The sequence below is a fragment of the Lachnoclostridium sp. An14 genome (assembly GCF_002160755.1).
Lineage (GTDB): Bacteria > Bacillota > Clostridia > Lachnospirales > Lachnospiraceae > Lachnoclostridium_A.
In genome coordinates this window covers 100744-122554 of record NZ_NFLE01000008.1, presented here as the reverse complement: position 1 = coordinate 122554, position 21811 = coordinate 100744, and the positions used below count along the sequence as shown (strand labels likewise).

Genomic DNA, 21811 nt, shown 5'->3' with positions numbered 1-21811 from the left:
CTTGGCGCACACTCGCGCCGGAGCGCGGCTGCGCCAGCAGCCATTTTCCTTTGCGCGGAGTGCGCCTCCCGCCGGAGGCTTTTGTGCCATAGGGAACGCAGTTTCCTATGACACAAAAAGCAGGGCGGCACAGCCCGAAAGCCATACCGCCCTGATCCCGTTCCCTGCCGGTCCGGCAGTTCCCGCAAAGCTCTGATATTGATTTTTCCGGCCCAGCCGCGCCTGTGAAAACGCGGCCTCTGCCAGTCTCTCTTTTTACTGATCCACGCTGTAGTTGGGAGCCTCCTTGGTGATGTGGATGTCGTGGGGATGGCTCTCCTTTAAGGACGCGGCGGAAATCTTCACAAACCGGCCCGTCTCCTGAAGGGTGGGGATGTCCTTGGCTCCGCAGTAGCCCATGCCGGCCCGCAGTCCGCCTAAGAGCTGGAATACGGTGTCCTCCACCATGCCCTTGTAAGCCACACGGCCCTCTACGCCCTCCGGCACCAGTTTCTTGGCGTCGCTCTGGAAGTAGCGGTCCTTGCTGCCGTTCTCCATGGCGGCGATGGAACCCATGCCGCGGTATACCTTGTACTTTCTGCCCTGATACAGCTCGAAGGTTCCCGGGCTCTCGTCGCAGCCTGCGAACATACTTCCCATCATGCAGACGCTGCCGCCGGCGGCAATGGCCTTCGTCACGTCTCCGGAGTATTTGATGCCTCCATCGGCGATGATCGGGATGCCGTACTCCTTGGCCACCTCATAGCAGTCCATCACGGCCGTGATCTGAGGAACGCCGATACCGGCAACCACGCGGGTGGTACAGATGGAACCCGGTCCGATTCCCACCTTCACCGCGTCAGCTCCCGCCTCGATCAGGGCTCTCGTCGCCTCGCCGGTGGCCACGTTTCCTGCGATGACCTGCAGCTCCGGATATTTCTCCTTGATCATCTTCACGCAGCGGATGACGTTGGCGGAATGACCGTGAGCGGAATCCAGAACCACCACATCCACGTGAGCGTTCATCAGAGCCTCTACCCGGTCTAATACGTTGGCGGTGATGCCGATGGCGGCGCCGCAGAGCAGGCGGCCCTGTTCGTCCTTGGCGGACAGCGGGTACTTGATCTGTTTCTCAATATCCTTGATGGTGATCAGGCCCTTTAAGTTGAAATCGTCGTCCACGATGGGCAGCTTCTCCACCCGGGCCTTGGCCAGAATCTTCTTGGCCTCCGTCAGGGTAATGCCCTCCTTGGCAGTCACCAGGTTCTCGGAGGTCATGCACTCCTTGATCTTCTTGCTGAAGTCTTCCTCAAACTTTAAGTCCCGGTTGGTAATGATGCCTACCAGCTTTCTGCCCTCTGTGATCGGCACGCCGGAAATACGGAATTTCCCCATCAGCTCGTCCGCGTCTCTTAAGGTGTGCTCCGGGGATAAGTAAAATGGGTCCGTGATGACGCCGTTCTCAGAACGCTTTACCTTGTCAACCTCCTCTGCCTGAGCCTCGATTGACATATTTTTGTGAATGATACCGATACCGCCCTGTCTGGCCATGGCGATCGCCATCCTGTGCTCCGTGACGGTGTCCATCCCTGCGCTCATAAGCGGAATGTTCAGCTTGATTTTCTTCGTCAGATGGGTGGTCACATCCACCTGGTTGGGGATCAGCTCAGAATACGCAGGAACCAGCAGCACATCGTCAAATGTAATGCCATCACCGATAATTCTACCCATTAGATTTTCCTCTCTTTCCTGATAGTCATGGCTGCGGTCCGGTAGCGCACCACAGCCATATGTAAAAGTTATTAGTACAATATGCTACCAGACTTTTCCACCGTTGTCAAACCTATTTTTGACAAATTCTGAAAAATGTCTGTACATGAGGAACGTGTACGCAGGTCGCGGACATCTGTACGGTTCCGCAGGCCTTTCCCCGTTTCCACCGGCCTCCGTTTCCTAAAAAAATAAGGACATCAAAATCCGCAGCATGGGGGCGATGAACATGATCAGCAGGTAGACGATAAAGACAATCAGCACCGCCCACCCTCCGTTCGTCCTCTTTCCTGACGGCCGGACTCTCCCGGAGCCCTTTGTCCCATATTCCACTGGCACGCCGCCTCTGGCCGGGGCTGTCTTCGCGGGAGACTGCCTTCCTGAAACGTCCTTTCCGGAGCCGGGATTTACGGAAACCTTCCTGGCGGAGGCGCTTTTTACGGGAGCGGCCTTTCCTTGCCTTTTTTGAGTTTCCAACGGATTTTTCCCTCCGCCCTGCCTCTTTTCCAGGCCTTCCCTTCCTTCCCGGTACAGCCGCTCCGTCTCCGTCCTCGGCCGTCTCTCGTTCAGATAATAATTGACCTCCATCACAACCGGATTCCTCACCCACTCATGGCACTGCGGGCAGAAATGGCCGATTTTTATCTCCCCGTCACAGATGGGACAAATCCTCTTTTTCATAGCCTGCTCCTTTCTGCCCCGGTTCGTCCGGCAGCCGTTCTCCTTACCTCTACTATATCCGTTTCCAGGGCGTTTGTAAAGGAAGAAACGGCAGGCGCGCCCATGAATCCCCCCGTGGAAGGGACACAAAAAGGACGGCAGGAAATCCCTTTCCCACTCGTCCTTTTTTCAAAGGCGTCCCGGAATCCTCCGGGACCGCCTGATTTTTGTTTTACATCATTCCCATGCCGGGAGCGCCTGCGGGCATAGCCGGAGCCGGCTCCTTGATGTCTGCCACTACAGACTCGGTGGTCAGCAGGGTAGATGCCACGCTGGTGGCGTTCTGCAGGGCGCTTCTGGTCACCTTTGCCGGATCCAGGATGCCTGCCTTGATCATGTCCACATACTCCTCTTTGTATGCGTCGAAACCTACGCCTACCTCGGACTCAGCTACCTTATTGATGATTACGGAGCCCTCTAAGCCTGCGTTGGCAGCGATGTGGAACAGCGGAGCCTCCAGAGCCTTCAGAATGATCTTTCCGCCGGTCTTCTCGTCTCCCTCCAGCTTTCCTACTACCTCGGCAACCTTCTTGGCAGCGTGCACGTACGCGGAGCCGCCGCCTGCGATGATGCCTTCCTCAACAGCCGCCTTCGTAGCTGCCAGAGCATCCTCCATGCGCAGCTTGGCCTCCTTCATCTCAGCCTCGGTGGCAGCGCCTACGCGGATTACGGCAACGCCGCCTGCCAGTTTCGCCAGTCTCTCCTGGAGTTTCTCTCTGTCGAAGTCAGAGGTGGTCTCCTCGATCTGAGCGCGGATCTGGCTCACTCTGGCGTTGATCTCCGCCTTGTCGCCGCAGCCGTCCACGATGATGGTGTTCTCCTTCTGAACCTTTACGGATTTCGCCCGTCCAAGCTGATCCATGGTCACTTCCTTCAGATCTAAGCCCAGCTCGTCGGAAATCACCTGGCCGCCGGTAAGGATGGCAATATCCTTTAACATCTCTTTTCTTCTGTCGCCGTAGCCCGGAGCCTTCACAGCCACTACGTTGAAGGTTCCTCTTAACTTGTTGACAATCAGGGTGGTCAGGGCCTCGCCCTCTACGTCCTCAGCGATGATGAGGAGCTTCGCGCCGGTCTTTACCACCTGCTCCAGTAAGGGCAGGATCTCCTGGATATTGGAAATCTTCTTGTCAGTGATCAGGATGAAGGGATCGTCTAACACAGCCTCCATCTTATCCATATCGGTGCACATATACGCGGAAACATAGCCGCGGTCAAACTGCATTCCCTCTACTAAATCCAGCTCCGTCTTCATGGTCTTGGACTCCTCGATGGTGATAACACCGTCCTTGGAAACCTTCTCCATGGCGTCCGCAACCATCTCGCCTACGGAATCGTCAGATGCGGAAATCGCTGCAACTCTGGCGATCTGGTCCTTGCCCTCGATGGGCTTGCTCATCTTGGCGATCTCCTCAACGGCTGCCTCTGTGGCCTTCTTCATGCCCTTTCTCAGCACGATGGGGTTTGCGCCTGCTGCCAGGTTCTTCATTCCCTCGTTGATCATGGCCTGTGCCAGAACCGTGGCGGTGGTGGTGCCGTCACCAGCTACGTCATTGGTCTTCGTAGCGGCCTCTTTTACCAGCTGGGCGCCCATATTCTCAAAGGGATCCTTGAGCTCGATCTCTTTTGCGATGGTCACGCCGTCATTGGTGATCAGGGGAGCGCCGAAGGATTTGTCCAGGGCTACGTTTCTTCCCTTCGGTCCAAGGGTTACTCTTACGGTGTCAGCCAGCTGATTTACGCCGGCCTCTAATGCTTTTCTGGCCTCTACGCCATACTTGATTTCCTTTGCCATGTCTGTCAACCTCCAATTTATTCAATCACTGCTAAAATGTCGTTCTGCTTTACGATGACGTACTTCTCCTCGTCCACCTCTACCTCGGTGCCGGAGTACTTGGAGTAGATCACCTTATCGCCTACCTTTACCTGCATGGTAACTTCTTTTCCGTCGATCATTCCGCCCGGTCCCACGGCGATTACCTCGGCCTGCTGCGGTTTCTCCTTTGCCTGGCCCGGCAGCACGATTCCGGACTTCGTGGTCTCCTCTGCCACCAGCTGCTTTAACACAACCCTGTCAAATAACGGTACCAACTTCATAAGATATTCCTCCTTGTATGGTCTGGTTTTCTTTCAAAATTCCTTTTCTGGAACTCTTATCCTTTACACGTATATCGTTATACCACCTTTTGTTAGCACTGTCAAGCCATGAGTGCTAAAAATTTTATAAAGTTTCCAATTATGCCTGATCCTCCCTCCTATTTTATAGAAATTTTCAAAACTTATACCTTTCTTTTTTCACACATTCGTATTAAAATAAGCATAACAGGTTGAAGTGGAAAGGAGTTTTTCTTATGGCAAAAAATCATGTTGGCAGATGGCTGGCACTGGCTGCTGTCGCGGGGGCGGCTGCCGCCGGTGTTTCTTATTTCCGCAAATACAAATCCTTCAACAAGGAATTGGAGGAAGATTTCCACGACTTTGAGGATGACGACGACATCTTCGAGGATGAGGAGGAGAATGAAAGCGAGGACGCGGGAGCGAGACGGTACGTTTCCCTCCACGCCAATAAGGATGAATTTAAGGTAGCGGCTGGAGATATGCTGGATGCCGCCAAAGATATGGCAGGGGCGGCCAAGGAGATCCTCAAAGACACCGCTGCCATCCTTTCCGATACGGCAGGCAGCGTAGGCTCTGCCGCCAAGGACACCGCCCAGCTGGCAAAGGAGCGGGTGAAAGATCTGAGCGGCCGGACTGCCGAGCGGGTGGAGGACGAGGCGGAGGACGCCGCGGAGAAGGCAGAGGACGTCATGGATCGGATGAAGGACGCTGCCGGGGCTGCAAAGGAAAAGGCCGCTGAAATGGCGGAGAAGGTTTTAACCAAGGCCGCCGGGGCCATGGACAGTGTATCCGGAAAAAGTGCCGGAATGGCCGGGCAGGTGGCGGAGATGGCGGAGAATGCCGCGGAAAAGACTGCCCAGCTGGCAGAGAACGCCGCGGAGAGCTTAAGCGACGCCGCCGGGCTGGCCGCGGAAAAGCTGAGCGAGGCCGCAGACGCCGCCGCGGACCATGTGGAATACGCCGCGGAGAAAACCGCCGGGACGATTCAGTCTGTCACCGAGGACAAAGAGGTATAACCCTGATTCCTGGTTCAGACGCGGGCACCGCAAAAGAGGCGGCATAGCCCTGAGAGAACAGCAAGGCCGCGAGACGTCTCAGGCATTGACACGCAAAAGCTGCGAGACCGTCCTGAAAAGGCAAAACGGCTGCGAGACGTTTTAAACGCGTACTGCAAGCAAAAGAGGCGGGCGCCGGAGCCACACGCTCCGGCTGCCCGCCTCTTTTTGTTCTTTCTTGGGAAACCGCATTCCTTATGGCACCAAAAGCCTCCGGCGCCAGTGTGCGCTGCCGCGCACGCGTTTCGCCTTCCGGAAACCATTCCTGTCTTCTTATTTGATCTTGCGGATCCAGCCTTCCGGTGCCTCGATCCGGCCCATCTGGATGCCGGTTAAGGTGTCGTACAGTTTCTGGATCACCGGTCCCATCTTCTCCATGCCGCTGGGGAAACAGATCTCTTTTCCGTGATCCACCACTTTTCCCACCGGGGAAACCACTGCTGCCGTGCCGCACACGCCGCACTCCGTGAAATCCCCTAACTCCGCCAGCTCTACCGGGCGCTCTGTCACCTTGATACCCAGGTAATGCTCTGCCACGTAGATCAGGGAACGGCGGGTGATGGAGGGCAGAATGGAATCAGACTTGGGCGTTACCACCTCTCCGTCCTTGGTCACGAACAGGAAATTGGCCCCGCCGGTCTCCTCCACATAGCGGCGGCTGCCGGGATCCAGGAACATATTCTCGTCAAAGCCCTTTCTGTGGGCCTCCATTCCGGCGTGCATACTCATGGCGTAGTTTAAGCCAGCCTTGATGTGGCCCGTTCCTCTGGGGGCCGCCCGGTCAAAATCGCTGACACAGATGGAAATCGGTTTCGCGCCGCCCTTAAAATAGGGGCCTACGGGAGTGCAGAGCACACGGAACTGATACTCGTCCGCCGGCTTTACGCCGATCACGGAACCGGAGGCGAACATATAGGGGCGGATGTACAGGCTGGCGCCGCTGCCGTAGGGCGGAACCCAGGCCTCGTTGGCCCGCACCACCTGGTCCACGGCGTCTAAGAACCGCTCCTTCGGGAAAGCGGGCATCTCCAGGCCCACCGCGGAATTCATCATTCTCTCCGCGTTCTGATCCGGGCGGAAGGTAACGATGCTTCCGTCCTCCGTAGTGTAAGCCTTTAATCCCTCAAACACCTCCTGGCAGTACTGGAAGATGCCGGCACACTCGTTTAACACGATGTTGGAATCGGAAATCAAAGCTCCCTCATCCCACTGGCCATCCTTATAATGAGACACATACCGTTTGTCTGTCTCCCGGTATACAAATCCAATATTTTCCCAATCCAGATTCTTCTTTTCCATAATAACCTACCTCCTATGCTGCTGTAATACTTTACTATCAAAAATAGCACTAATTCTGGCCGCTGTCAAACAACTGAAGAAACTTTTCTTTGATTTCTTGTTTTTTTTGAAAAGCAATCCAGTAACGTGCCCAGGAATGCGCGGTTGAGCACACTTGCACCGGCAGCCATCTCCCTTCTTTCTTCTACCTCTTTCCGCAGGAGCCCCACGCCTGCACCAGCCCTTCCGCCCCTCTGCGGATCTCCTCTGCCGTCAGGCTGGCGTAGCCTAAAATGACGGTGCGGCTCCCCTCTCCCTTCTCCGGCTCGCCGATAAAGTAGGAAGAAAGGCCGTAAACTCCTACGCCCGCCTCCTCCGCCAGACGCACCAGCTCCCGCTCCGGCATCTCCCGGTGAGTGAGAAGAAGGTGGAGGCCGGCATACTCCCCGGACACCTGGAACCCGTCTCCCAGAGGAGACAGGGCCGCCAGCAGGCTATCGTGCTTTTCCCGGTACACAGAACGCATCCGGTTCAAATGGCGCTCAAAATGGCCCCTTACCAGGAACTGATAGAGGATGTTCTGGTCGATCCGGGACACGGTGGAGGCGTAAAACCCGGCCCGTTCCCGGTACAGTTCCAGAAGGGCCGGGGGCAGCACCATATAGCTGATGCGGATGGCCGCCGCGATGGACTGGGAGAAGGTGCCAAGGTAGATCACCTTGTCCTCCCGCCCCATCCCCTGAAGGGCCGGCACCGGCTTTCCCTTGTAGCGGAATTCGCTGTCGTAGTCGTCCTCGATGAGAAACCGGCCCTCCCGGCGGCAGGCCCACTGCAGCAGCTCCTGCCGCCGCCTCACCGGCATCACGATCCCTGTGGGAAACTGGTGGGAGGGCATCACGTAGGCGATGTCCGCCCCGCTGGCCTCCAGGGCATCCACCCGCATCCCGCGGCTGTCCATACCTACGGGGCAAACCTTCACCCCCTGGCCCGCCAGCACCCGGTAAGCTTGCTTGTAGGTGGGGCTTTCCATGGCCACGGTGTGGGAACGGCCCAGCATTCCCATGAGCAGCATCAGCAGATACTCGCTCCCGGCGCCGATGACGATCTGCTCCGTCTCACAGACCACGCCCCTGGCGGCGTGGAGATAGTCCCGGATGGCCTCCCGCAGAGCCGGCTCCCCCTGCCGGTCCCCCGCCAGGAACATTTCCCGGTTGTCGTCCACCAGGGTGTCTTTGGAAATCTTCCGCCAGACCCCATAGGGAAAGCTCTCCAGGTCAATGCCCCTGGGGGAAAAATCCACCTGGAACCGGCGGGATCCCGGCCGGGGGGCCGCGGAAACCTGGGGCTGGGTGATCCCGGAGGGCCGCACAGGCTTAAGTCTTTCCTTTCCTGCCCCAGATCCGTCTCCCCAGGCCCTTCCGATCTCCAGCAGTCCGTCCGTCTCACACACAAAGTAGCCCCGGTAGGGCACTGCCTCGATATAGCCCTCCGCCAGCAGCTGGTCGTAGGCCATCTGGGTGGTGCTGCGGCTCACCTTTAAATGCTCCGCCAGCCTCCTGGTAGACGGAAGGCGGACCGCTGCCCGCAGTCCGCCCGTTCGGATCTCTTTTTTGATATATTCATAAATCTGCTCGTAGAGGGGCGTCTCCCCTCCCGGTTTCAGCGGTACCATCAGATCCATGTTCCCGCCTCCGTCTTACTTCTGAATCTTAAAGGAGCTCTTTAAGGACACGATCCGGTTAAACACCAGGTGATCGGGACGGCTGTCCTTGCAGTCGGCGCAGAAATAGCCATTGCGCACAAACTGGAAACTGTCGTAGGCCTGGGCCTTTCCCAGCTCCGGCTCCATGTAGCACTCCGTGAGCACAGTGAGGGAATTGGGATTTAAGTTCAGGCTGCCGTCCTCGTTTAACTTGCCTTTTTCCTCGTCCACGATGTTCTCGTACAGGCGGCACTCCGCCTTCACCGCCGTCTTGGCGGCCACCCAGTGGATGGTTCCCTTCACCTTGCGGCCGTCGGCGCTGGAGCCGCCTCTCGTCTCCGGATCGTAGGTGCAGTGTACCACCGTCACGTTTCCGTCGGCGTCCTTCTCACAGCTGGTGCAGGTGGCAAAGTACGCGCCCATAAGGCGGACCTCATTGCCGGGGAACATCCGGAAATACTTCCGGGGCGGCGTCTCCATAAAGTCCTCCCGCTCAATGTAAAGCTCCCTTCCAAAGGGCACCATGCGGGAACCTAATTCCGGGTTCTCCAGATTGTTGGGCACCTCTACCTCCTCCATCTGATCCTCCGGATAGTTGTCAATCACCAGCTTGACCGGGTCTAAGATCGCCATCATTCTGGACTTTTTCAGTTTCAGATCCTCGCGGATGCAGTACTCTAAGAGGGCGTAGTCCACGGAGCTGTTAGCCTTTGCCACGCCCACCAGGTCCACAAACATCCGGATGGACTCCGGCGTGTAACCCCTTCTTCTCAAGGCAGCGATGGACACCAGACGGGGATCGTCCCAGCCGTCCACAATGCCGTCCTCCACCAGCTTTTTGATGTAGCGCTTACCGGTGACCACGTTGGTGAGGTAGAGCTTGGCAAACTCGATCTGGCGGGGCGGATTCTCAAACTCGCACTCCCGCACCACCCAGTCGTAGAGAGGTCTGTGATCCTCAAACTCCAGGGTGCAGATGGAGTGGGTGATGTGCTCGATGGCATCCTCAATGGGGTGGGCGAAGTCGTACATGGGATAGATGCACCACTTGTCCCCGGTGTTGTGGTGGCTCATGTGGGCCACCCGGTAGATCACCGGATCCCTCATATTGATGTTGGGGGAGGCCATGTCGATCTTGGCCCGGAGCACTTTTTCTCCGTCCCGGTATTTTCCCTCCTTCATCTCCTCAAAGAGCTTTAAGTTCTCCTCCACGGAACGGTTCCGGTAGGGGCTCTCCTTGCCGGGGGTCTTAAAATCTCCCCGGTACTCTCTGATCTCGTCGGCGGTCAGGTCGCAGACGAAGGCCTTTCCCTTCTTGATCAGGAAAACGGCGCACTCATACATCTGCTCAAAGTAGTCGGAGGCGAAAAACAGCCGGTCCTCGTAGTCGGCTCCCAGCCACTGTACGTCCGCCTTGATGGACTCCACAAACTCCACCTTTTCCTTCGTCGGGTTGGTGTCGTCAAAGCGGAGATTGAACTTTCCGTTGTATTTTTTTGCCAGGCCAGAGTTTAACAGAATGGACTTGGCATGGCCGATGTGCAGGTAGCCGTTGGGCTCCGGCGGGAAACGGGTCTGCACGTGGTCGTACACGCCCTCCGCCAGGTCTTTGTCGATCTCCTGCTCAATAAAGTTTTTGGAAACCACCTCTTTTTCCGCGGTTTCCACTGCCGGCATCTTTTCTTCCATATCGTCCCTCCACGTATTTCTATCCTTGCAGGCAATGCCTGCCTGTTTTCATGTTGAACCATTATAGCAGAAAAATAAGGCTTCGGCAAGGTTTTCCAGGCCGGCCGTACAAATTCTCATAACCGTTCAGCCATGCCATTCACAATTTGACGGATTTTTCAAAATTGGCCAACGTAAAACATTATTAGCTGCCAGATGATTCCTGCCGGGCGCCGTCGGAAATTCCCGCGGAAATGTCCTCCAGCCGGGAAAAACAATCTCCGGCAGCAATCCCAGGCCGTCAGCGGATATAGGCGGTCTGGCCGATGCGCTCCTTCGGCGCCGGCTCCCCGTCCCCGTATCCCAGAGCCGCCATGCCGTATACCACATGGTCGTCGGGGATCTCAAACTCCTTTAAAATGGCCCGGATCTCCGGCTGGTCGCAGATGCCCTGAAGCTGGTTGATCCAGACGGAGCCGATCCCCAGGGAGTGGGCCGCCAGGAAAATGTTCTCCAGGGCGCAGGCGTTGTCCTCCCGGCCGAAGGGGCTCTCTTTTAAATTAGAAGGAATGATCAGGACCTCCGGCTGGTACATATCGTATCCGTCCCGTCCCAGGGCCGCGCCGATGGCCTTTGCCAGTTTCTGGATCTTCTCCCGGTTCATCACCACCGTAAATTTCCAGGTCTGCTTTCCCATGCCGCTGGGAGCGTGGAGGGCGGCGTCCACCAGCTGTTTTACATCCTCCTCCGGGATGGGTTTTTCCTGAAAGCTGCGGATGCTTCTTCTGGTTAAAATGGTTTTCATGGTCTCATTCATAAGGGTTACCTCCTCTTTTTTCGCGGCCGCGGCGGGACATTTGGCTCCCGGCGGCCCCTTCTTTCCCCATTATACTCCTTTTTTCGGGAAAAACCATTGCTTTTCCTCCCATCCCTTCTTATAATATTGGGCAGAACTTTGTTTTATGGGGGAGTAACTATGAACCGTCGTTCCAGACGCCTGCCGGAGCTGGACGTGGCCAAGGGGCTGGCCATGTTTCTCGTCGTCTTCGGCCACATTCTGAAATTCAAAAGTCCGGTCTTTAACTGGATTTTCAGCTTTCATATGCCTCTCTTTTTCTTTCTCACGGGGATGACCTTCCGTCCGGAGAAATATAAAAGCCTGGGCCAGGCTGTGAAAAACAAGCTGCGCACCAGGCTTTTTCCCTATTTTGCCATCACCTTTGCCGGCTTTGTCATCTGCCTCATCCGGCCGTCCTACCGCATTTACATGGTGATGACGGGGGTGAAGAATGAACTGCTGTCCATTTTTTATTACGCCCAGCCGGCAGGGCTCTACGTGGGGCAGGTATGGTTTCTGGCCGTCCTGTTCTTCGCGGAAACCGGCTTTTACCTCTGGCACCGCCGGTTCCGGAACAGCAGCCTGCTTGTACGGCTCTCCACCCTCACGGCGGCGGCCCTGGCGGGGATTGAATTCCTGCCCTGGGTCAACTGGCTGATGTGGAAGTACCGCCCCCTGGGCCTGTCTTCCGTCCCCTGGAAACTGGACACGGCCTGCGTGGCCTTCGTGTTTCTGGCGGCGGGCTACTACGCCGGGCGGGCGGACCTGTTAAACAGGCTCCAGCCTCTTTACTGGCTCCTTTTCCCTCTGCTGGTGTGGTCCAACTACCTGTTCGGCCCCCAGGCGGGCGGCTACTCCAATATGTGCGACGGCGTCTACCCGCCGGCCCCCCTCTACCTGACGGCGGCCTTCACCGGGATCCTGGCCTTAAGCCTCACCGCCGTGAAGTGGAAACGGTGGCGGTTCTGGCAGTTCTGCGGCCGCCACTCCATGGCCATTTTCGCCGCCCAAACCTTTGTCAACTACCTGGTGGCGGAGGGGTATCAGCTCCTCACCGGGGAGTGGCTCGAGCCCATGCTCTCCGTGGACAGCGAGTGGAGGGCCCTGGGCTTTGCCTGCGTCTCCTTCGGGATTATGGTGGGGGTGCTGTGGGTGTATGAAGTCCTGAAAAAACGCCTCCGGCGCCGGATTTCCTAGTTTCCTAGGTTCTGAACCGGCCTGCCTGGGCCTGACCGTTCCGCCTGCAAACCGTCACAGATCGTCCACCAGGGCAGCGCTCTTAGCGTAGGCGGTACTTTTGGCCTCGAAAAAGTCCGTTTTCACCATGTTGGCGTTGGAGTAAAGGCCCACCCATTTCATGGAGGCGGGCTCCGCCTCGCGGCCCTCATAGAGGGTGCCAAAGCCCAAAGAGCTCCACCGCAGATTTCCCAGGTAGAGGATGTAGTCCTCCACCATCTCCTCCGTCAGTCCCGGAATCTGTTCTCCGATCACATAGCGTCCCCAGGCGATCTCCTGGCGGACGCCTTCCCGCATCATTTCTTCCATCACCGCCACATTTTTCCCGGTAAACAGCTCCGGCTCCTCTCCCCGCAGCTCCTTTATGATACTGCGAAACAGCCACAGATGGGTGTTCTCATCCCGGTTGATATAGCGGATTTCCTGGACGCTGCCGGGCATCTTCCCGCCTCTGGCCAGGTTGTAGAAGAACATAAAGCCGCTGTAGAAATAAATGCCCTCCAGAATGTAGTTGGCAGTAAGGACCTTTAAGAAGGTGAGCCGGTCCTGTTTCTCCTGAAACTCGTTGTACAGATCCCCGATAAAGGTGTTTCTCGCCAGCAGGTGGGCGTCGTCCTTCCACTGGTAGAGGATCCGGTCCCGCTCCGTGGGCGTGCAGATGGTGTCCAGCATATAGCTGTAGCTCTGGCTGTGAACCGCCTCCTGGAAGGCCTGGATGGTCAGGCAGAGGTTGATCTCGTTGGCGGTGACGTACTGGCTGATGTTCGGCAGGTTTGCCGTCTGCACCGAGTCCAGGAAAATGAGAAAGCTTAAAATCTTATCGTAGGCCGTCCGCTCCGCCTCCGTCAGCCGCGGATAGTCCAGCACGTCCGCCGCCATGCTGATCTCCTCCGGAATCCAGAAATTGTTCATGGCCTGGCGGTACCAGTCGGAGGCCCATTGGTACTTCATGTTGTTGAAATCGTTTAAATTCGTGGTGTTTCCGCCGATGATCCGGCGGGCGCCCGGGGCGGTGTCCCCGTCCGGGTTGAACAGCCGTTTTCTGGTCAGTCGCTCCATAATATCCTCCTTATGATGAACAGCTCTCGCACTCCTCCACCTCCAGGGCGCGGCTGCGGACGTAATAGAGGGTCTTTACGCCCTCCCGCCACGCCAGGAGGAGGAGATTTAAGATCTGCCGCATGGTGTAATCGTTGGTGATGTATAAATTTACGCTCTGGGCCTGGTCAATGTGCCGCTGGCGCACCGCCGCCGCCCGCAGGCTCCAGGACTGGTCCACGTGGTGGGCCTCTTTGTAGTACCAGAAGGTGGACGGGCTTAACTCCGGGGCCACCCGGGGGAGAATGGAATGCTTTTTCTCCTCCAGGAAGAATTTTTTCATCACCGGGTCCAAACCGGCGGTGGTGCCGGCTAAAATGCTGGTGCTGCTGGTGGGGGCCACCGCCATGAGATAGCCGTTTCTCATGCCCGTTTCCGCCACTTTCGCCGCCAGGCTCTGCCAGCGCTCGCTTTCATAGCCCCGTTTCCGGAAATACTCCCCTGTGGCCCAGTCGCTCCCTGGAAAACAGGGGTAGCTGCCCCGCTCCTCCGCCAAGCGGCTGCTGGCCTTCACCGCCAGGTAATTGATCGTCTCAAACACCTGGCCGGCAAAGGTTAAATGCTCCTCCGACTCCCAGCGGATGCCCCGCTTTGCCAGCATATGGTGGTAGCCGCTCACTCCCAGGCCGATGCCGCGGTACCGTTTCGCGGTGAGCTTGGCGTAGGGGAGAGGATAGAAATTCAAGTCGATCACGTTATCTAACGCCCGCACCACGGTGGTGACCACCTGCTCCATGGCGGCCTCGTCTTCCACGGGAAGGTTTCCCAGGCAGAGGCTTGCCAGGTTGCACACCACGAAGTCCCCGGGGCGGACGGAGGTAACCACAGCGGGGGACTCTCCCTCCTCCACCCGCACCTCCAAAAGCTCCATGGGGGACATATTCTGGGCGATCTCCGTGCACAGGTTGGAGCAGTAGATCATCCCCTGATGGCCGTTGGGGTTGGCGCGGTTTACGGCGTCCCGGTTGAAGACGAAGGGCGTTCCCGTCTCCGCCATGGATTTTAAGATCATGCGGACCAGATCTTTGAGCACCACCGTCCGCCGGGAGAGCCGCCTGTCAGCTACACAGTCCAGATACCGTTTCTCCCACTCCTCCCCGTAAAAGTCCTCCAGGGCGTAGCCCTTCACCGTGAGAATCTCGTGGGGGCAGAACAAATGCCACTCCTGATCCAGATTTTCCTCCGCCATCCGCCAGAACCGGTCGGGATAGCACACCGCCGGAAACAGGTCGTGAGCCTTCATCCGGTCATCCCCGTTGTTGGTGCGAAGCTGGAGAAACTCCGGCAGATCCTTGTGCCAGGCGTCCAGATACACCGCCGCGGCCCCCTGGCGCATTCCCAGCTGATCCACCGCCACCGCCGTATCGTTTACCAGGCGCACCCAGCGGATCACGCCGCCGGCCGCCCCGTCAAAGCCGCGGATGGCGCTGCCCGCCGCCCGCACCTTACCGAAATAGAGGCCCATGCCGCCGCCGAACTTGCTCACCTTGGCAAAGTTGTCCACGCTGCGGTAAATCCCGTCCAGACTGTCCGGCACCACGTCGATAAAGCAGCTGGAAAGCTGGTGAAAGGGCTTTCTGGCGTTGGACAGGGTGGGAGTGGCCATGGTGGCCTGCTGAAGGCTCAGCACGTCGTAAAACCGCCTGACCCAGCCCATCCTCTCCTCTTTCTTTTCCCGCAGGGCCAGGTGGAGGGCGATCCCCAGATACATTTCCTGAGGCGTCTCCAGAATCTCCCCCGCCCGGCTGCGGATCACGTACCGGTTCAGCAAAAGCTCCAGTCCGGCGTAGGTAAACAGCCCGTTTCTCTCCTCCCGGATCCACTCCGCCGCCTTAGAAAGCTCCTCTCTCTCATATCCTTCTAAAATGTAGTCCCCGTACAGTCCTTCCCTGCAAAGCCACTCCAGTTTCTCCGGAAAATTTCTGATCTTCTTCTCCTCAAGCCGGGCGGAAAGCTCCTCCTCAAAGGCTCCGTACAGGAACCTGGCGGCGATCCGCTCCCACTCCGGTTCCTCCACAGAGGTCTGTTCCGCCGCCAGCCTGGCCAGACGCCGCCTGTCCGTCCCCATGGCCAGCAGCCGCTCCACCCCCTCCCTTCTTTCCGGAAACTCCCGGTAAATTCCGTCGATCCATTCCTTCCATCTGCCGCTCAATCCTTCGCCTCTCCCTTCCTCGCTGTCTCTTGCTTTTAATTTATACTATTTCCATATGAATAATAGGCATTTACCCATTATACTACATTTCCCCGGGAAAAGATAGGGGGCTTGCGCAATTTTTCCCGGATGGGTATAATATTTCGTAGCCGTCCCATCATGCAGAACCATAGGGCAAAATGCTGCGGAGGGCTTGCTTACTAAGCAGTGTTTTGCCATATGGCTCTGTAGGGCGAACGCCCGCCATGACGCATTGGACGGCTGCTAACGGTTTACGTCAGCCAATTTTGTAAAATCTGTCAAATGATGAATGGCTTGGCTGAACGGTTGCAACATTTCCATATGACAAGGGAGGAAACCGCCGTGGACTTAAAACAGCTGGAATACATCATCAAAATCGCAGAGGAGAACAACATTACCAGGGCTGCGGAAAAGCTGTTCATCACCCAATCAGCCTTGAACCAGCAGCTGCTCCGCCTGGAAAAGGAGCTGGGAACGCCGCTGTTTTACCGCTCCCGCACCAACTGGAGGCCCACGGAGGCCGGGGAGGTATACCTGGCGAACGCCCGGGAGATCCTGCAGATCAAGCACCGCACCTACAGCATGATCAGCGACATCGCCGCCACCAAAAAGGGAAATCTCTCTGTGGGATTTACCCCTGGCCGGGGCGTGGATATGTTCACCTCCGTCTACCCGGATTTCCACCGCCGCTACCCGGACATCATCGTGGAGCCAAATGAGCTGAGCGTCCACAAACAGCAGCAGCAGATCGCCCGGGGCGATCTGGACATCGGCTTTATGACCCTGCGGGAGTCGGACCGCAGCGGGGACGTGTACCAGACCATCTGCCGGGAGGAATTCGTGCTGGCCATCCCGGCGGGCCATCCTTTGAGCGAAATGGCAGCCCCGCCCGGCGAGCCGCTGGCTGTCATGGATCTGTCCCTGCTGCGGTATGAGCCCTTCGTGATCATGTACAAGGAGTCCACCAGCCGCCGCCTGACAGACGCCATTTTCCGGGAGAACGGCTTTTCTCCCACAGTGCTTTTTGAGACCTCCAGCACCGCCACCATCGCCACCCTGGTCCGCTCCCGCATCTGCTGCGGCCTCATTCCTTCCTATTATGTGACGAAAAACCCGGAAGGCATCGCCGCCTTCTCCCTGCCGGGACATCCCTCCTGGGACATCGCCGTCAGCTACAAGCGGGGCGGCTATTTAAGCGGTGCCGCCAGGGATTTTATTCAGCTGGCTGCGGATTACTGGCTGGGACAGGAGGAGATCGGGGGAGACGTTTAACTGTAAATGAGAATGGGAATTATGCCAAAATATTTTCTGGCCACCTTGTGGCGCATCGTGGCGGGCTGTGTGCTGTTTTGAGTGGCGGGTTCAGATAGGATTTGGGGGAGCTGATGGAGATTTTGGGTTTTGGGGTGGTTGAGGATGTGGGGGTTTTAGATTAAGGGGAGATTTCTTCGGGGTGAAATGTGGGGAAGTGAAAGGGTGGGCGGCTTTTCGACACCTGAATTTGGGATTTTGCCCGGGAAAGCCGGGCAAAATGAACTTAATGTCCTTGTTCCTTATAAATGCCATTTGAAAAATTTCTTACAAATCCTTTTACCGGAAAATCTGGATAATTAATCTCCAAAGGCAACCACTTTTCAAGCACCGATACCATTTAGTAGCAAACCACTTTTTCGTTCTATTGTTCCCCTTCCAAACATAAAAAGGCTTTTGAGGTATTTCTTCTGCAAAGTTTCCTTGTTCTACTTGTTGATTGAAAAAAGCTTTACTTCTTCAAATTCCTTGAAGGAATTAATTTCTATTTCCATCCTCTCATTACAGTCACACTTTAATGACCAAACCATGAAACATCCACCTCCGAAATATATCCTCGATTTTCACCGCCTAGTAACTCTCCAGCTCCACCATTCATAATTTCATTTATTTTCGAAGACATATATTCTACTACACTTCGGACATTTCCAAACATCGTACTTGGGTAATGGAATTTCCCACGGAATTATACTTTCACAGTCCATTAGCGCATCCCATTCCTTATCAGTATAAACGTCGGCTGAATATCATTTGGAGCCTGTGTAGTAGTTAAAACGTAACCACATTTACAATTCATTTTAGCCATATTAATGTATCACCTTCCTCCAATTGTCCAAATATCAACAGTGCCTGGGAGCTCTCCCCTATATATATTCATCGCACGTTCAAAATTTACGCACTACTCGGGCAGATGTACCATCTGCCAAAGTATTCGCTTGTTTGCCTAATTCGAAAAAGAGAGTTTTCAGACAAAACATCAAATTTAATAGGGTCGAACTATGCACAGGTTAAAGGACGGGTGGCTTGTAGTCCTCCAGTTAACAGACATCATGCAGCATAGCCGGGCGATGAAACCATCACCCAAAAATTTCCCACAATCGTTTCTTAATCGTTTCTAAAGTATCATTTATCTTCTTTCTTTCAGCAAGCTCATCCTTCCAAACATAAAATTCCGATAACCCGCTTTTGGGGAGAAAAAGTTTTTTATATTCGCAAGCGACTTGAGAGAACTTTTCTAAATCATCCCCATCTCCATCAATAATTTTTAATACTCTCTCTAAAATCTTCATTTGTGAACTATAAGAACTATCCCCATTTTGTTCTAATAAAATAAACAATTCTTTAAACAGTTGTTTTAATTCGTCCATTCCTCAATTTCTCCGTTTAATGTAAGGAAGCGCTACTTCCACACCATTCATTGACCATGGCTACGGTATAAATGTTTGCATAATATTGTTCTCCTAAATAAATTCTCCCTGATAATTCACCGGCTCAGAGTACACTGTTGGACCTGCTGAAATTTTCATTTCCCTGAAAGCGTCCCTTCTTTTCCAGCACTGTGGTCAGTTAAAATCAATTCTACAGTCCATTAACAAAAATGAGTGAATGTTATCTAACACAATGGACTCACCATCAATCTTAGCAAGATTTACATTTAAAGCTCGGGCTCCTTTTTCAATTTGCATTCTCCAGCCCTCAATGTCACCTTTGTAAGAAATTGCTTGAAATATTTTCCCATTCGGCAAAGTAATCTTGCAGCCTTCAATCATTGCCCCTCCATTTTGAGGAATAGGAGGAGAAATATAGCGAACTATTTTTCTAAAAATTTTTACGAAGTCTTCCTGACCTTCATCAGCAATATAGCAAAACTCCCTCCCTTCAATTGGCTGTATTCCGGGCACTATTCGATGATTCTCAATTGGTCCGAGCCCCAATAATTCTTCCATTTTATTTTTTGACACCGTCCAACCTCCATTATTTTTTATCATCAGGGGTATCACAAACTCAAAAGTTGTAATACTCACATTTTTGAACATATCACTGTAGTAATTCGCTGGTTCTACGCTATTTGAGTGATTGATTATTTATTAAAATAGAGTTGTACTTTTGAACCTGATTTAGCATTTTTATCATCAGCAACTCCATAGCAATTACAACGCCTGATGCTGCCCTTCCTGTTTTATTTACAAGGATTTGCGTTTTCTCTGCACTGTTTCCTGTATTGCAAACCAAAGCCAACACTCCACCCATAATCTGCACAGAACTTCCGCTGCTAAACGCAGCGCTTAACCCCGATACGGCCGGTTCGATTTTGCCAATTATTTTAGGAATTTGACTTACCACATAAGCTGTTTATAATATATTACGGATTCCTTTTCCGAGGTAAAAAATCTTGCGTCGGTAGCTCCATTTTACCATTGATATTTCACTCCATCAAGGTTTCTCCATTTTCCCAGTTCCCATCATTTACGTATAATCTACGCGCTCGATGATCTCATAATTTTTCTGATGTTCCTCCGTCTTGACACGTCCGATCAGCTGCCGTCCTCGTCCGTCACCACTGCCGTAACCGTTTCCACTCTCCCAGCCACCATGGTTTTCGTTTTCAACTAAGAAAAAGCCCCTGCTTTTTACGCTACTTGCGAAAAGACAGCGTTTTTCGATCCTCAAATTCCTTTCGTCCTATGTTCAAAATCCGCTCTCTGGCTTAACCTAGGATGAAACCAGAGTTCCAACCAAGCCAAAATTTTCTTGCATTTTCCTCCCATTTTTGTTAAAATTAAGACAGAATCTTATTTGTCTCAGTAGAAAACAGATAACGCCGAGTGCCGCGGGCAAACCTGCGGCAGCGGGAGACCCACTTTTGGGGTGAATTCACGGAGACGGCTCACATGACACGGCCGCCCCTGTGATAGGGAACCTTCTTTCCCGAACCCGTCAGCTAATCTCGTAGGCGGAGAAGGAAAAAGCGCGTGACGTTACGCGCTCTGTTTGAGGTATCACATCCTTCGCCGTCCGGTAGATCCGGGCGGTTTTCATTTCCAGGAGAATCCTATTTCCCGGAACTTCCCCACCGGAGCCTGCGCCCTGGCGCGGGAAAGGATGGCCGTCCGCGCCCAACCGCGGTTTCCGTAACCGGCAGTTTTATTCACTGTCCTGCCCGTTTCCTTAAAATGCGTCGTTTCCCGTAAAACAAGAGCGGGAAAAGGCAAAACGGCCCATACTTTTTCACTTCTGTTCCGTTTTCTGCTCCTCCAACCGGAAAGGAGAATCATTATGAAGAAAAAACCAAGTCTCTCCCTGTCTGTCTTTGTGCTTTTGATGATCGCCGCTGTCCTCACCTGCGGCATTGTGGCCGGCATCGCCACCATCCCGCTTTTGGTCGTCAACCTCTTTCTGGTGCTGATCGTCTCCATAATCGCCGGATATTCCTACCGGCAGCTGGAGGCGGGAATGATGGACGGTGTCAAGCGTGCCATTGACTGCGTACTGATCCTGGTATTTGTGGGAGTGCTCATCGCCGCTTGGATCTCCTGCGGCACCGTGCCCATGATCATCTACTACGGTCTGGGCGTGATCACGCCGCGGCTGGTGCTGCCCTTTACCTTTCTCATCTGCGCCCTGTTATCCACCTGCATCGGCACCTCCCTGGGAACGGCGGGCACTGCCGGAGTGGCCTGTGTCAGCATCGGTGTCAGCATGGGGATTCCCATAGAGCTTTTGGCGGGAGCTGCCATCTCCGGCTCTATCCTGGGAGATAAGCTCTCTCCCCTCTCCGACTCCACCATCCTGGCCTCCAGCGCCAGCGACATCAACATCTACCACCATGTGCGCTCCATGATCTACGCCACCCTTCCCGCCTTTCTCGTGAGCCTGGGAGCCTTTTATCTCCTGGGCGCCCGTTACGCGGAAGCAGCTCTGGACAAATCCACTCTGGATGCGGTGCGGGCCACTTTAGCGGAGCTTTACGATTTCCGCCTGGTTCTGCTCCTTCCTGTGGTGCTGATCGTGGTATTGTGCCTGAAAAAGGTGCCGGCCATCCTGGCCATCCTGATCTCCGGCTTTTCCGGCCTGGCCCTGTCGGTGTTCGTCCAGGGAACTCCCATCCCTCAGGTAATCTCCATCATTTACGACGGAGTAAAGGTGGAAACCGGGGTATCCATCGTCAATGAAATGCTGAGCAAGGGAGGAATTACCTCCATGATGGCCACCATCTGCACCGCCGTGCTGGCCCTGGGACTTGGCGGCATCTTAAGCGAGGCTGGCTACCTCCACGCCGTGGTGGAGGCGGCTCACCTCCCGCGTAAACTCCGATACGTCCACCGTGCTGGCCACCCTGGCCTGCGGGATCTGCACCGTCATGCTGGTCACCAATTTCTACGTATCGGCAGTGCTCATGGGCACCATGTTCCGGGAGGTCTACGACCGCCGCGGCATCCACCGCAGCGTCCTCTCCAGGACCATTGAGGAGGCAAACACCATCATCCTGCCTCTGATTCCCTGGAATACCAGCTCCATTTACTATATGGGCATCTTCGGGTTTGCCGCTCCAGCCTTTGCCCCCTACGTAATATTCGCCTACGCGAACATCGCCTTCAGCGTCCTCTTTGCCCTCTTTGGCCTGTTTATCTTTAAGGCAGATCCGGCGGACCCCCAGCGTACAGACTGGAAAATCCGCAGCCGAAGAACCGTTCCAGAACCCCAGCCGGAACCGGCGGCAGTGTTCGCGGCGGAGGAAACGGCGGCAGCCGGAGATGTGGCGGCGGAGATGTTTTAGCTTGGACGGCGGCCTGACTGCCTGGTAAACACTGGCGAAAAAGTCGCGCCAGGACGCACGATCCCCTCAGAATGCGGCAGTTTCAATG

The 21811-nt window shown here is 55.1% G+C and carries 19 protein-coding genes and 1 riboswitch; of the genes, 5 read left to right on the top strand and 14 right to left on the bottom strand.

Annotated features, from left to right (window positions below; genetic code table 11):
* Positions 1–255: 255 nt before the first annotated feature.
* From guaB to B5E84_RS06620, 4 genes are all read right to left on the bottom strand, one after another.
* The gene (gene guaB / locus B5E84_RS06635; protein ID WP_087221033.1) at positions 256–1710 is read right to left on the bottom strand and encodes an IMP dehydrogenase; all 1455 of its coding nucleotides are present in this window, start codon (positions 1708–1710) and stop codon (positions 256–258) included.
* Between the two features lie 222 nt (positions 1711–1932).
* Positions 1933–2430, bottom strand: coding sequence for a hypothetical protein (locus tag B5E84_RS06630; protein ID WP_087221030.1), 498 nt, complete (start codon positions 2428–2430; stop codon positions 1933–1935).
* Positions 2431–2641: 211 nt separating this feature from the next.
* Positions 2642–4264 (bottom strand): chaperonin GroEL, encoded by a 1623-nt coding sequence (groL, locus tag B5E84_RS06625; protein WP_087221027.1) that lies wholly within the window; start codon positions 4262–4264, stop codon positions 2642–2644.
* 17 nt (positions 4265–4281) lie between these two features.
* The gene (locus tag B5E84_RS06620; protein ID WP_087221024.1) at positions 4282–4566 is read right to left on the bottom strand and encodes a co-chaperone GroES; all 285 of its coding nucleotides are present in this window, start codon (positions 4564–4566) and stop codon (positions 4282–4284) included.
* 254 nt (positions 4567–4820) lie between these two features.
* Between B5E84_RS06620 and B5E84_RS06615 the strand changes: the two genes are divergently transcribed.
* Positions 4821–5603 carry a hypothetical protein gene (locus B5E84_RS06615; RefSeq protein ID WP_087221021.1) on the top strand — a complete coding sequence of 261 codons (783 nt, stop codon included), beginning with the start codon at positions 4821–4823 and terminating at the stop codon, positions 5601–5603.
* Between the two features lie 312 nt (positions 5604–5915).
* Here the strand turns inward: B5E84_RS06615 and B5E84_RS06610 are convergent, their stop codons facing one another.
* The 4 genes from B5E84_RS06610 to B5E84_RS06595 form a co-directional block, all read right to left on the bottom strand.
* Entirely contained in the window at positions 5916–6941 is a 1026-nt protein-coding gene (locus tag B5E84_RS06610) for a branched-chain amino acid aminotransferase (protein WP_087221018.1), read from the bottom strand.
* Between the two features lie 184 nt (positions 6942–7125).
* Positions 7126–8601, bottom strand: a complete 1476-nt coding sequence (gene pdxR, locus B5E84_RS06605) for a MocR-like pyridoxine biosynthesis transcription factor PdxR (RefSeq protein WP_087221015.1) — start codon at positions 8599–8601, stop codon at positions 7126–7128.
* A 15-nt stretch (positions 8602–8616) separates the two neighbouring features.
* Positions 8617–10311 carry a glutamine--tRNA ligase/YqeY domain fusion protein gene (locus tag B5E84_RS06600; RefSeq protein WP_087221012.1) on the bottom strand — a complete coding sequence of 565 codons (1695 nt, stop codon included), beginning with the start codon at positions 10309–10311 and terminating at the stop codon, positions 8617–8619.
* Between the two features lie 280 nt (positions 10312–10591).
* Positions 10592–11107 carry a nitroreductase family protein gene (locus B5E84_RS06595; protein WP_087221009.1) on the bottom strand — a complete coding sequence of 172 codons (516 nt, stop codon included), beginning with the start codon at positions 11105–11107 and terminating at the stop codon, positions 10592–10594.
* A gap of 159 nt (positions 11108–11266) precedes the next feature.
* Between B5E84_RS06595 and B5E84_RS06590 the strand changes: the two genes are divergently transcribed.
* On the top strand, positions 11267–12325 hold the full coding sequence (locus B5E84_RS06590) for an acyltransferase family protein (protein ID WP_087221006.1): 1059 nt from the start codon (positions 11267–11269) through the stop codon (positions 12323–12325).
* Positions 12326–12379: 54 nt separating this feature from the next.
* Here the strand turns inward: B5E84_RS06590 and B5E84_RS06585 are convergent, their stop codons facing one another.
* The gene (locus B5E84_RS06585; protein WP_087221003.1) at positions 12380–13423 is read right to left on the bottom strand and encodes a ribonucleotide-diphosphate reductase subunit beta; all 1044 of its coding nucleotides are present in this window, start codon (positions 13421–13423) and stop codon (positions 12380–12382) included.
* A 10-nt stretch (positions 13424–13433) separates the two neighbouring features.
* Positions 13434–15614 (bottom strand): ribonucleoside-diphosphate reductase subunit alpha, encoded by a 2181-nt coding sequence (locus B5E84_RS06580; protein ID WP_242963319.1) that lies wholly within the window; start codon positions 15612–15614, stop codon positions 13434–13436.
* A gap of 363 nt (positions 15615–15977) precedes the next feature.
* Here B5E84_RS06580 and B5E84_RS06575 point away from each other — a divergent pair, with 363 nt between their 5' ends.
* On the top strand, positions 15978–16907 hold the full coding sequence (locus B5E84_RS06575) for a LysR family transcriptional regulator (RefSeq protein WP_087221000.1): 930 nt from the start codon (positions 15978–15980) through the stop codon (positions 16905–16907).
* A gap of 1115 nt (positions 16908–18022) precedes the next feature.
* Here the strand turns inward: B5E84_RS06575 and B5E84_RS06560 are convergent.
* The 4 genes from B5E84_RS06560 to B5E84_RS06550 form a co-directional block, all read right to left on the bottom strand.
* The gene (locus tag B5E84_RS06560) at positions 18023–18313 is read right to left on the bottom strand and encodes a hypothetical protein (RefSeq protein ID WP_087220997.1); all 291 of its coding nucleotides are present in this window, start codon (positions 18311–18313) and stop codon (positions 18023–18025) included.
* Positions 18314–18508: 195 nt separating this feature from the next.
* Complete coding sequence (locus B5E84_RS06555; protein WP_087220994.1) at positions 18509–18907, bottom strand: hypothetical protein; 399 nt, start codon at positions 18905–18907, stop codon at positions 18509–18511.
* Between the two features lie 103 nt (positions 18908–19010).
* A complete protein-coding gene (locus B5E84_RS20355; protein WP_143469190.1) occupies positions 19011–19196 on the bottom strand; it encodes a hypothetical protein in 186 nt (61 codons plus the stop codon).
* Positions 19197–19412: 216 nt separating this feature from the next.
* The gene (locus tag B5E84_RS06550; RefSeq protein ID WP_087220991.1) at positions 19413–19616 is read right to left on the bottom strand and encodes a hypothetical protein; all 204 of its coding nucleotides are present in this window, start codon (positions 19614–19616) and stop codon (positions 19413–19415) included.
* 139 nt (positions 19617–19755) lie between these two features.
* A riboswitch (cyclic di-AMP (ydaO/yuaA leader) is annotated at positions 19756–19917 on the top strand.
* 305 nt (positions 19918–20222) lie between these two features.
* Between B5E84_RS06550 and B5E84_RS06540 the strand changes: the two genes are divergently transcribed.
* Entirely contained in the window at positions 20223–21413 is a 1191-nt protein-coding gene (locus B5E84_RS06540; RefSeq protein ID WP_242963318.1) for a Na+/H+ antiporter NhaC family protein, read from the top strand.
* Positions 21307–21723 carry a Na+/H+ antiporter NhaC family protein gene (locus tag B5E84_RS21035; protein ID WP_442911394.1) on the top strand — a complete coding sequence of 139 codons (417 nt, stop codon included), beginning with the start codon at positions 21307–21309 and terminating at the stop codon, positions 21721–21723. Before B5E84_RS06540 ends, B5E84_RS21035 begins: the two co-directional genes overlap by 107 nt.
* Positions 21724–21811: the final 88 nt, after the last annotated feature.

Excerpts from the sequence above, each read along its gene's own strand:
- guaB (WP_087221033.1), bottom strand. The coding sequence starts at position 1,710 with ATGGGTAGAATTATCGGTGATGGCATTACATTTGACGATGTGCTGCTG.
- B5E84_RS06630 (WP_087221030.1), bottom strand. The coding sequence starts at position 2,430 with ATGAAAAAGAGGATTTGTCCCATCTGTGACGGGGAGATAAAAATCGGC.
- groL (WP_087221027.1), bottom strand. The coding sequence starts at position 4,264 with ATGGCAAAGGAAATCAAGTATGGCGTAGAGGCCAGAAAAGCATTAGAG.
- B5E84_RS06620 (WP_087221024.1), bottom strand. The coding sequence starts at position 4,566 with ATGAAGTTGGTACCGTTATTTGACAGGGTTGTGTTAAAGCAGCTGGTG.
- B5E84_RS06615 (WP_087221021.1), top strand. The coding sequence starts at position 4,821 with ATGGCAAAAAATCATGTTGGCAGATGGCTGGCACTGGCTGCTGTCGCG.
- B5E84_RS06610 (WP_087221018.1), bottom strand. The coding sequence starts at position 6,941 with ATGGAAAAGAAGAATCTGGATTGGGAAAATATTGGATTTGTATACCGG.
- pdxR (WP_087221015.1), bottom strand. The coding sequence starts at position 8,601 with ATGGATCTGATGGTACCGCTGAAACCGGGAGGGGAGACGCCCCTCTAC.
- B5E84_RS06600 (WP_087221012.1), bottom strand. The coding sequence starts at position 10,311 with ATGGAAGAAAAGATGCCGGCAGTGGAAACCGCGGAAAAAGAGGTGGTT.
- B5E84_RS06595 (WP_087221009.1), bottom strand. The coding sequence starts at position 11,107 with ATGAATGAGACCATGAAAACCATTTTAACCAGAAGAAGCATCCGCAGC.
- B5E84_RS06590 (WP_087221006.1), top strand. The coding sequence starts at position 11,267 with ATGAACCGTCGTTCCAGACGCCTGCCGGAGCTGGACGTGGCCAAGGGG.
- B5E84_RS06585 (WP_087221003.1), bottom strand. The coding sequence starts at position 13,423 with ATGGAGCGACTGACCAGAAAACGGCTGTTCAACCCGGACGGGGACACC.
- B5E84_RS06560 (WP_087220997.1), bottom strand. The coding sequence starts at position 18,313 with ATGGACGAATTAAAACAACTGTTTAAAGAATTGTTTATTTTATTAGAA.
- B5E84_RS20355 (WP_143469190.1), bottom strand. The coding sequence starts at position 19,196 with ATGGGTGGAGTGTTGGCTTTGGTTTGCAATACAGGAAACAGTGCAGAG.
- B5E84_RS06540 (WP_242963318.1), top strand. The coding sequence starts at position 20,223 with ATGAAGAAAAAACCAAGTCTCTCCCTGTCTGTCTTTGTGCTTTTGATG.
- B5E84_RS21035 (WP_442911394.1), top strand. The coding sequence starts at position 21,307 with ATGCTGGTCACCAATTTCTACGTATCGGCAGTGCTCATGGGCACCATG.